Annotated in this window: 11 protein-coding genes; 8 read left to right on the forward strand and 3 right to left on the reverse strand. The window is 68.7% G+C overall.

Translation table 11 applies throughout. The features are described 5' to 3' along the window. Window positions 1–209: 209 nt before the first annotated feature. From AB0M24_RS25810 to AB0M24_RS25825, 4 genes are all read left to right on the forward strand, one after another. Window positions 210–422: a helix-turn-helix domain-containing protein gene (locus tag AB0M24_RS25810; RefSeq protein ID WP_030477960.1), complete on the forward strand. Its 213-nt coding sequence runs from the start codon at window positions 210–212 to the stop codon at window positions 420–422. Window positions 423–564: 142 nt separating this feature from the next. After that, a complete protein-coding gene (locus AB0M24_RS25815; RefSeq protein ID WP_015105422.1) occupies window positions 565–666 on the forward strand; it encodes an AURKAIP1/COX24 domain-containing protein in 102 nt (33 codons plus the stop codon). A gap of 254 nt (window positions 667–920) precedes the next feature. Then, window positions 921–1,958 carry an NAD-dependent epimerase/dehydratase family protein gene (locus tag AB0M24_RS25820; RefSeq protein ID WP_363772774.1) on the forward strand — a complete coding sequence of 346 codons (1,038 nt, stop codon included), beginning with the start codon at window positions 921–923 and terminating at the stop codon, window positions 1,956–1,958. Between the two features lie 17 nt (window positions 1,959–1,975). Beyond that, window positions 1,976–2,935 (forward strand): lysophospholipid acyltransferase family protein, encoded by a 960-nt coding sequence (locus AB0M24_RS25825; protein ID WP_363772777.1) that lies wholly within the window; start codon window positions 1,976–1,978, stop codon window positions 2,933–2,935. On the opposite strand, the gene AB0M24_RS25830 is transcribed toward AB0M24_RS25825, so the two are convergent. Next, window positions 2,932–4,164 (reverse strand): isocitrate lyase/phosphoenolpyruvate mutase family protein, encoded by a 1,233-nt coding sequence (locus tag AB0M24_RS25830; protein WP_363772780.1) that lies wholly within the window; start codon window positions 4,162–4,164, stop codon window positions 2,932–2,934. The two genes, AB0M24_RS25825 and AB0M24_RS25830, sit on opposite strands and share 4 nt — an antisense overlap. 65 nt (window positions 4,165–4,229) lie before the next feature. Between AB0M24_RS25830 and AB0M24_RS25835 the strand changes: the two genes are divergently transcribed. After that, a complete protein-coding gene (locus tag AB0M24_RS25835; protein WP_363772783.1) occupies window positions 4,230–4,871 on the forward strand; it encodes a winged helix-turn-helix domain-containing protein in 642 nt (213 codons plus the stop codon). Here AB0M24_RS25835 and AB0M24_RS25840 read toward each other — a convergent pair. Next, window positions 4,868–5,104: a glutaredoxin family protein gene (locus tag AB0M24_RS25840; RefSeq protein ID WP_363772786.1), complete on the reverse strand. Its 237-nt coding sequence runs from the start codon at window positions 5,102–5,104 to the stop codon at window positions 4,868–4,870. The genes AB0M24_RS25835 and AB0M24_RS25840 overlap by 4 nt on opposite strands. Beyond that, the gene (locus AB0M24_RS25845) at window positions 5,104–6,579 is read right to left on the reverse strand and encodes an AMP-binding protein (protein ID WP_363772789.1); all 1,476 of its coding nucleotides are present in this window, start codon (window positions 6,577–6,579) and stop codon (window positions 5,104–5,106) included. The genes AB0M24_RS25840 and AB0M24_RS25845 overlap by 1 nt, the downstream gene beginning before the upstream one ends. Before the next feature lie 211 nt (window positions 6,580–6,790). Here AB0M24_RS25845 and AB0M24_RS25850 point away from each other — a divergent pair, with 211 nt between their 5' ends. Genes AB0M24_RS25850 through AB0M24_RS25860 form a run of 3 tightly spaced genes read left to right on the forward strand, consistent with a single transcriptional unit; the run spans window position 6,791 to window position 9,441 of the window. Next, a complete protein-coding gene (locus AB0M24_RS25850; protein ID WP_363772792.1) occupies window positions 6,791–7,366 on the forward strand; it encodes a sigma-70 family RNA polymerase sigma factor in 576 nt (191 codons plus the stop codon). A gap of 54 nt (window positions 7,367–7,420) precedes the next feature. Then, window positions 7,421–8,500 carry a DUF5667 domain-containing protein gene (locus tag AB0M24_RS25855; RefSeq protein WP_363772795.1) on the forward strand — a complete coding sequence of 360 codons (1,080 nt, stop codon included), beginning with the start codon at window positions 7,421–7,423 and terminating at the stop codon, window positions 8,498–8,500. 41 nt (window positions 8,501–8,541) lie between these two features. Continuing rightward, window positions 8,542–9,441, forward strand: a complete 900-nt coding sequence (locus tag AB0M24_RS25860; RefSeq protein WP_363772798.1) for an HAD-IB family hydrolase — start codon at window positions 8,542–8,544, stop codon at window positions 9,439–9,441. The last annotated feature ends 264 nt before the right edge of the window (window positions 9,442–9,705 follow it).

Consider the following 9,705-nt stretch of genomic DNA (forward strand, 5'->3'; position numbering starts at 1 on the left):
AAGAAGTGACCCCCAACGTTGCATCCGGTCTCAGAACAGCCGCGGAGAGCCTCCGCTCCCGCACCGGGACCCCGCGTCCCCTGAAGACTGACTGGTTGGACGTCGCAGGAGTCACACCAGTCCCGCTACTCTCAAAGGCAGCACGTGCGTGTCGAACCGTCGGTGGGGAAGACCGACGGCACGACACGTGTCGAAGGATGCGGTGATACATGCCTGCGAAGGAGAACGAACGAACAGGTCTCGCTCAGGTCCAGTTCCTGACCGTGGCCGAAGTGGCCTCGATGATGCGGGTCTCGAAGATGACCGTGTACCGCCTGGTGCACTCCGGTGAGCTGCCCGCTGTGCGGGTCGGCAAGTCGTTCCGGGTGCCCGAGAAGGCTGTCCACGCCTACCTCGAGAACGCGTACTTCGACGCCGGCTGACGGCGCCGGAAGACGTGGCTGAAGACTGGCGAACCCCAGCGGGTAGACTGGTAGGCCGATCGTGCTTACCGGCGCGCCGTGCTTGACACGGCCAAGGCTGGGGCGCGCCAGTCAAAGCAACGTCTAGAGCTAAGGATCCCGCATGGGCTCGGTCATCAAGAAGCGCCGCAAGCGCATGTCGAAGAAGAAGCACCGCAAGCTGCTGCGCAAGACCAGGGTTCAGCGTAGGAAGCGCGGCAAGTAAGCCCGCTTGCGCTCTTACCGCCGCTGGTTCCCGTCTTGGGGACCGGCGGCGGTTGCGTTTTCCGGGTGGTTGCAGTCGCACGGAATATCACCCAGTGAGACGACGGGCGGGAAACACGGGAACGGTCGCCGCCGATCGGGTGATTAGCCGGTAAAGCCTGCGTGACCTGCGTCAAGACGGCGTTCCGGCCCCCTCCGGTTTCAGATCTGGCTTGTAGCATCGACCAATCGCAACGCCCTTCTGCTTGGAGTCGCATGACGCCCAAGGTCGTCCTCGTCACCGGAGTCAGCCGCTTCCTCGGCGGTCATCTCGCCGCGCGGTTCGCCGCGAACCCGGACATCGAGCGCGTGCTCGGTGTGGACACCGAACCGCCGCCACGTGACCTCCTGCGCAGGATGGGCAGGGCGGAGTTCGTCCGGGCGGACATTCGCAACCCGCTGATCAGCAAGGTCATCTCCACCGCGAACGTGGACACGGTCGTCCACGCCTCGGTCACCGCCAACCCGGCCGGGCCCACCGGTCGCACGGCGATGAAGGAGATGAACGTCATCGGCACCATGCAGCTGCTGGCCGCGTGCCAGAAGTCGCCCAAGGTGCAGAAGCTCGTCGTGAAGTCCACGAGCGCCGTCTACGGGTCTTCCTCGCGTGACCCGGCGGTGTTCACCGAGGACATGGGCCCGAAGGACCTGCCGTCGTCCGGCTACGCCAAGGACGCCGTCGAGGTCGAGGGTTACGTGCGCGGGTTCGGTCGCCGCAGGCCGGACGTGAACGTCACCACGCTGCGCTTCACGAACTTCATCGGGCCGCGCATCGACACGGTCCTCACGCGCTACTTCGCGCTCCCGGTCGTGCCCACCGTCCTGGGCTACGACGCTCGCGTGCAGCTGCTGCACTCCGAGGACGCCCTCGCTGTCCTCGAACGCGCGACGCTGCACGACCTGCCCGGTGTGTTCAACGTGGGAGGCGACGGCGTGCTGCTGCTGTCGCAGGCCATCCGGCGGGCGGGCAGGCTGAACCTGCCGGTGCCCAGCATGGCCGTGCCCACGGTCGGCGGCTTCTTCCGGAGCGCCCGGCTCGTCGACTTCTCGCCGGACCAGATGAGGTTCCTCAACTGGGGGCGCGTGGTCGACACCACCCTGCTGAAGAAGGACTTCGGGTTCACGCCGCGGTGGACCACCCAGCAGGCGTTCGACGACTACGTGAGCGGCCGAGGTCTCAAGCCGTTCATCGACCCAGAGACGATTGAGGCTGCCGAACGGGGAATCCTCGACGCAGCCGCTCGTTTCCGCTGATCTTTGCCTTTGAGGAGATGAACGCAGTGGCAGGAGCACGCGTTATCCCGCTGCACGACCCGGAGCGCGACGCCGCGCGCAGATCGCGCCACGTCGAGGTGGTTCCCGAGCCGGCGCAGCAGCAGTCCGAGACACCGGACTGGGAACGCAGGCTGGCCGACCTGCTGTCGTTCGCGCGCAGGCGGATCGCGGGCGACTACCAGATCGACGAGTTCGGTTTCGACCGCGACCTCACCGAGAACGTCTTGATGCCCCCGCTCAAGCCGCTCTACGAGAAGTGGTTCCGGGTCGAGACGATCGGGCTGTCCAACATCCCGACGGCCGGTGGCGCGCTCATCGTGGCGAACCACTCCGGCACGTTGCCGCTCGACGCCCTGATGACCTCCTACGGCATCGCGTCCGAGCACCCGGCGCAGCGCCACATGCGCATGCTGGGCGCGGACCTCGTGTTCAAGACGCCGTTGCTGGGCGCGCTCGCCCGCAAGTCCGGCCAGACGCTCGCGTGCAACCCGGACGCCGAGCGACTGCTGTCGAACGGCGAGCTCGTCGGTGTGTGGCCGGAGGGCTTCAAGGGCATCGGCAAGCCGTTCAAGGACCGCTACAAGCTGCAGCGCTTCGGCCGCGGCGGCTTCGTCTCGGCGGCGTTGAAGACCGGCGTGCCGATCATCCCGTGCTCGATCGTCGGGGCCGAGGAAATCTACCCGATGATCGGCGACATCAAATCGCTGGCGCGCCTCCTGGGCTTCCCGTACTTCCCGGTGACGCCGTTCTTCCCGCTGCTCGGGCCGCTGGGCGCCATCCCGTTGCCGTCGAAGTGGTACATCGAGTTCGGCGAGCCGATCCGCACCGACGTGTTCGGGGAGAACCCGGCAGAGGACCCGATGCTGGTCTTCAACCTCACCGACCAGATCCGCGAGACGATCCAGCAGACGCTCTACCGGTTGCTCACGCAGCGGCGGAACGTCTTTCTCGGCTAGATCAACGCCTGCACCTCTTCGTAGCTGAAGGCTTCCGGCACGCCACCGTCGCGAACGGCCCTCGCGGTCGCGACGGTGTGCTGGAGGGCGGCCCTGAACAGCAACGACCCGGTGCTGATGCGCTTCACGCCGAGGTTGCCGAGCTCCTTCGGAGAGCGCTGTTGGGCGAGCACGTTCAGCGGCGCCAGGTGCGCGAGCTTCTCGATGTCGCGCGGCTCGGTCAGGCCTGGCACGAAGATCCCGTCCGCGCCGGCGTCGACATAGCGTTTGGCGCGCTCCTCGGTCTCCTCGACGGCGGTGCCGTGCCAGTGGGTGTCGATGCGGGCGTTCAGGAACACGCCTGGCGCGCGCTCCTTGACCTTGCTGATGAGGCGCGCCTGCTCTTCCGCTGACGCCAGGCCGTGCGGACGGCCGTCTTCGAGGTTGACGCCCGCCGCGTCGAGGTTCGCGACCAGCTCGGCCACGTCCAGGCCGAACCCTGACTCGAAGTCGACGGTGATCGGGCAGGGCAGGTCCCTCAGCAGCTTGGCCAGCGCGATGGCCTGCTCGCCGGCCAGTCCCATCCCGTCCGGGATGCCGTGCGCGGCCGCGACCCCGAGGCTCGTCGTGCCGATCGCCTTGAAGCCCGCAGCGTGCAGGGCGGCCGCCGACGTGTAGTCCCAGGCGTTGGGCAGGACCAGCGGCTCGTCCTGGTGGTGCATCGCGCGGAACGCCATGTTCTTGGCCAGTCGGATGCCGAGATCCCGTCCGGGGCAGGCGTGGGCGCCGTGCCCGAACGGGTGGTTCTCCAGGCTGACCTCGATCACGCCGTCCTGCGCGGCCCTGCGCGTGATCGGCACCGGGGCCGCCGAACTTCCGGCTTCGAGGTTCTTCGCCAGCGCGTGAGTGGCCGCCCAGGCCTGCACGAGCAGCCCGATCCGCGCCGCTGTCTCCTCGTCGTGGCTGCTCGCGAGCCGTTCGACCGCCGCGTCCGCTTCGTCGGTGATCGGCTCGTGCGGTTGGTAGCAGGGCGCGATCACGGCGATGTCGCCGAGCGAGCCGGGGAGTTTCAGCGCCCTCGCCAGCTCGTCGAGCGAGGTGACGTTCTCGACGAGCTCGGCCGTGAGCGCGCGCCTGCGTGCGTGCTCGGCGCCGTTGCTGAAGCGGACGACGTTGGCACGAAGCCACGCCACGCCCTTCTGGCCGTCGGGTACGGACGGGACGGGCAGGCTCAGCAGCTCTTCGGTCATGCGCTCGAACGTAGGCTCGGAACGTTTCGGCGCGGGCCGAAGTGTTCCGGCCGCAGAATGGCCGCATGGAGGCATTGGCCGCACTGCTCGCCGACCGGACACGGGCCGCGTTCTGCCAGGCCCTGATGGACGGCAGGGCGTGGACGGCCACCGAGCTGGCCACTCACGCCCGTGTGGCCCCTTCGACCGCCAGCGAGCATCTGACGCGGTTGATCGAGGGCGGCCTGCTGGTGGAGCACCGCCAGGGACGGCACCGGTACGTGTCGCTGGCGGGTCCGCACGTGGCCGAGCTGCTGGAGGCCATGACCGCGTTCGCCGGGCCGAAGCCTGCACGGGGACTGCGCGCGGCTTCGGCGTCGGAGGCGATGGCGCGCGGCCGGACCTGCTACGACCACCTGGCCGGGCGGCTCGGCATCGCGCTGAAGTCCGGCCTGCTGGAGCTCGGCGTGGTGACCGCCGATCTCGCGATCACCTCGTCCGGCTTGGTCTGGCTGAAGGAGCTGGGCTTCGAGCCGTCGAAACGCCAGGTCAGCAGGGCCTGCCTGGACTGGACGGAACGCGTCCCGCACCTCGCGGGGGCCGCCGGGGCGCACCTCTGCCAGGTGTTCTTCGAGCGTGGATGGGTTCGGCGGATCGGGACGACTCGCGCGGTGGTGCTGACTCCGGCCGGTGAGCTGGGGTGGCGCGAGCTGGGCCTGGCCGACTAGCTGAGGGCCGCGCGCAGGCGGTCCTCCTCCACCTTCCAGTACCCGTGCTCGACCCCGTCGACCAGGAACACCGGCACCTGATCCCCGTACTCGGCACGCCACTCCGGATCCGAGTCGACGTCCTCCACCGACCAGGTGGCACCGACCTCACCGCAGATCCGCTCGACCTCGACCTTCGCGACGTCGCAAAGGTGGCAGTTCACGCGGCTCATGACAGTCACGTGGTGAGTCATCACGCCCCCAACGGCTTCCGCAGCACAGCGCGCGCCAGCTTGCCGGTGGGCGAGTGCGGCAGCGCGGGCGCGAACTCCACCGACGTGGGCACCTTGAACTTCGCCAACCGGGCCGCGCAGTGCGCCACGACGTCCTCGGACGTGGCCTGTTGCCCGTCCCGCAGCACGATCACGACCTTCACCGACTCGCCGGTCTTCTCGTCCGGAACGCCGACGGCCGCGGCCTCCAGCACAGCGGGCATCTCGCCGATGACCTGCTCGACCTCGTGCGGGTAGACGTTGAACCCGTTGACGATGATCAGGTCACCGGCCCGGTCGACCAGGTGCAGGTCGCCGTCCGAGTCGATGAAACCGACGTCGCCGGTGCGGAACCACCCGGAAGAATCAGGCCCGTGCGCACCGTCGGGCCAGTAGCCGCTGAAGAGGTTGTCGCCCTTCGCGGACACCAGGCCGGTGCCGGGCTCGTCCTCGTCGATGTCGAGCACCGAACCGTCCGTGTCGACCAGCCGGATCTCGACGCCGGGCAGCGCCTGCCCGACCGAACCGGGCTTCGGCACGCCTCCCACCAGCGTGGACGTCAGCACAGGCCCGGTCTCGGTCAGGCCGTAGCCCTCGAACACCGGGATGCCGATGGCGGTGCGCATCTCGTTGATGACCCCCGCCGGAAGCGGCGCGGCACCGGACGTGAAGAGTCGGACCGTGGCCAGCTTCTCGCGCAGCACCTCGATCGGGTTCGCCAGCAGCGCCCGGTACATGGGCGGCACGCCGACCATCGTGGTGACCCGGTGCTGCTCGATGACGTCCAGCGCGTTGCCCGGCTCGAAGCGCTCCAGCAGCACCGCCGTGGCGCCCGCGCCCGCGACCTGCAGCAACCCCGGACCGAGGCCGTAGACGTGGAACAGCGGCAGCGCGAGCAGCACGCGGTCCCCTGCCGTCACCGGCGCGGGCCGCAGCGAGGCGCACTGGGAGACGTTCGCGAGCAGCGCGCGGTGGGACAGCATCGCCCCGCGCGGCACGCCGGACGTGCCCGAGGTGTAGCCGAGCACCGCCAGGTCCTCGCCGCCGCGCACAGCCTCGAACGGCTCCGCGGTGGCGTTGACGTCCGGAACGTCGAGCACGGTGGCGTCGGAGCCCTCGCCGTCGCCGATCAGCAGCGCGGCGCCGGAGTCGGCCAGGATCCGCTGAAGCTCTCGCGGCGGGTTGCCGGGGCCGGTGGGCACCACGACGCCGCCCGCGCGCAGGATTCCGAAGACCGCGACCACGAACTCGGGCGAGGTGGGGAGCCGTACCGCCACTCGGTCGCCCGGTTCGAGACCGGAATCGGCCAAACGGCGGGCGAAAGCATCGATCGCACCGTCGATGGTTTCCCACGTGAGGCTCACACCGCTCGCGACGTCGACTACTGCGACGTGGCTCGGCCCCCGCTGTGCCGAAGCACGGACGAGATCTGCGACATTGCGAGCGGAAGTCAACATGGCCTCCTCATGAACAACTGGACGCTCCGAGCAGTCTTCCACGCGTGGCCAGCGTCACGAAGCCGTGGTTCGCGCGTCTCCACATCGCAACCCCGTCCGCTACCTACTACGGAGTAACAACACGTATGCTGCCGCCACGGCGACTCTGTGGAGGTGCCGCCAGCCGATGACTGCAAGGGCACGACCGACCACGATCAGGACCACCCGAACCATGACGGGAGGTCAGCACGACGACGCAGGCGACGAGCCGTGGCAGCTCGTCAAGGCCGCCCAGGAGGGTGACACCGAGGCGTTCGGCGTGCTCTACGACAAGTACGTCGACATGGTCTTTCGCTATGTCCTCTTCCGGGTGGGCGGCGACCGCGCGTTCGCCGAGGACGTGACCAGTGAGACGTTCTTGCGCGCGCTGCGCAGCATCGGTTCGGTCAGCTACCAGGGGCGGGACGTGGGCGCCTGGTTCGTCACGATCGCCCGCAACATCGTGTTCGACCACGTGAAGTCGAGCCGCTACCGGCTCGAGGTCACGACGGCGGAGCTCCAGGACAACCGCGAGGAGACCGGCGGTCCCGAACAGGAAGTGATGACCGAGGCGACCAACGCGGAGCTGCTCCGCTGCGTTTCCCAGTTGGGGGACGACCAGCGGGAGTGCATCGTGCTGAGGTTCATCGAAGGCAAGTCGGTGTCCGAGGTCGCGGCGCTCATGGACCGCAACGAGGGCGCCGTGAAGGCACTTCAACACCGGGCCGTGCGCAGGCTCGCGCAGATCCTTCCGTCGTGGTTGCGGTGATCACGACGACACGGGCGTAACCCAAACTAGATCAACTTCGTTACTCGGGCTGAGATGGACGGTAAGGGAAGCACACCGCGGTGGCGGCACACGGAGCACGAGCGATTCGCCCGTGCGGTGGAAGGCGGTCCGCAGCCGGTCGGCCGCGACTCGGATCTGGCCGACGACCTGGCGATCGTCGAGATGTTGAGGGCCATGGACGTGGGCCCGGACGCCGAGACTCGCGCGCGCATGAAACAGCGCATCCTCACCGCGCCCCCGCCCGAGAAGCCCCTGGTGCTCCCGTCGGTAAGACGCGTGGGAGCGCGCGCACGATTAGCAGTCGCGGCGGCCGCGGTCCTGTGCCTGCTCATGTCGCTCGCCGGTATGAGTGTGCTGCTCAGCCGTGACGCGCTCCCGGGAGACCCGCTCTACGGCATCAAGCGCACCACCGAAAGCGCCTCGCTCGGCCTGACCTTCGACGACGAGTCGCGCGCGTTGAAGCACCTGGAGTTCGCCGCGTCCCGCGTCACCGAGATGGAGACCCTGGCCGAACGAGCCTCGGACGAGTCCGCTCAGCTCACCGCACTCTCCGACCTGAACGCCGACGCCGTCGAAGGCGCCCGCCAGCTCACCACCTACGCCGCCTCGTCCGACGAGAAGGCGCTCCCGGCCCTGCGCGACTGGGCGCTGGCCCAGTACGTGAAGCTCGGCACCCTGCGCCCCCGCCTCCCCGGCGAAGCGGGCGCCCACGCCGACACCACCATGTGGCTCCTGGCGAGCATCGCCCAACGCGCCCACGACCTGGCCGCCCGCTCCGGCTGCTCCTCGATCGTCAGCGGCTCGTCCGACACCCTCGGCCCGCTCCCGTCCAAGGACGAGTGCGCCAACGTCGCGACGGACCCGAACACCTCACCGAACCGAGAGTCCTCGGCGCAACCGACGCCGTCGGGCCTGCCCGGCCAGTCGGGCTCCGCAACGCCGTCGACGCAGCCGTCCCAATCGCTGGTCCCCGGCATCCCAGGTCCCTCGTCGTCCGCCAAGCCGGGCACGACCACCCCGCCCACCTCCGGCAAGCCCGAAATCACGATCCCGCTACCCCTCCCGCTGCCCACGATCTCGCTCCCACTACTCCCTGGCATCAGCTTCGGCTGAGTCGAGCGTTTTCCGTCGGACCTGATCGCTAGGCTTGTGACATGGCAGGTAAGCGTGAGGTGGAGAGCGACCGACTGGCCGAGCTCGCCGGCGAGGCATCGGCGGAGGCGGCGATCCAGGCTGCCGCGGCGGCGGCGCCAGAGCTCGAAGCCTCCCTGGCCGTGCCCACAGACCTGACCGCGGCCGCCTTCTTCGACGTGGACAACACGATGATGATGGGCGCCTCGATCTTCCACTTCGCCCGAGGCCTGGCCGCGCGCAAGTACTTCTCCTCCAGCGACCTAGCAGGCTTCGTCTGGCAACAGCTGAAGTTCCGCGTAGGCGGCCGAGAGGACCCGGCCTCGGTCAAAGCCAGCCGCGAACAGGCCCTCTCCTTCGTAGCGGGCCGAAGCGTCGCCGAACTCGTCTCCCTCGGCGAAGAGATCTACGACGAACTGATGGCCGACCGCATCTGGAAGGGCACCCAAGCCCTGGCCCAAATGCACCTGGACGCAGGCCAACGAGTCTGGCTGGTAACCGCCACCCCCGTCGAACTAGCCCAAATCATCGCCCGCCGCCTGGGCCTGACCGGCGCCCTGGGCACAGTGAGCGAATCAGCCGACGGCGTCTACACGGGCCGCCTGGTGGGCGACCTCCTCCACGGCAAGGCCAAGGCCCAAGCAGTCCGCTCCCTGGCAGCCAAGGAAGGCCTGGACCTCCGCCGCTGCACGGCCTACTCGGACTCCGCGAACGACGTCCCGATGCTCTCCGTAGTAGGCACAGCCGTAGCCGTGAACCCGGACTCGCAGCTCCGCGAAATCTCCCGCCGCAAGGGTTGGGAAATCCGAGACTTCAGAACGGGCCGCAAAGCCGCCAAGATCGGCGTCCCGTCAGTCCTGGGCGCAGGTGCCCTGGCAGGCGCAGTAGCAGCAACGCTCGCATACCGCCGCCGCCTGAAGTAAGCACGCCGCCCACCACGCCGACGCCGAAGGCGAGGCGACCCGACGGCGAAGCCGAGGCAAGGCGAAGGCGAAGCCGAGCTGCCTGGGCGACGCCGAAGGCGAGCTGCAGTGGCGAAGGCGAAGCCGAGCTGCTTGGGCGACGGCGAAGCCGAGCTGCCCTTAGCCAAGAAACGAATAGGTGGGGTGGGTCCCGTCACGAGTCGTGGCTGATCGTTGGCCGCGCCAGGTCAGGGGTGTCAACTCGACACGCTTTTCGTCGAGTTG

The organism is Lentzea sp. NPDC051838 (assembly GCF_040681245.1).
Classification (GTDB): domain Bacteria; phylum Actinomycetota; class Actinomycetes; order Mycobacteriales; family Pseudonocardiaceae; genus Lentzea.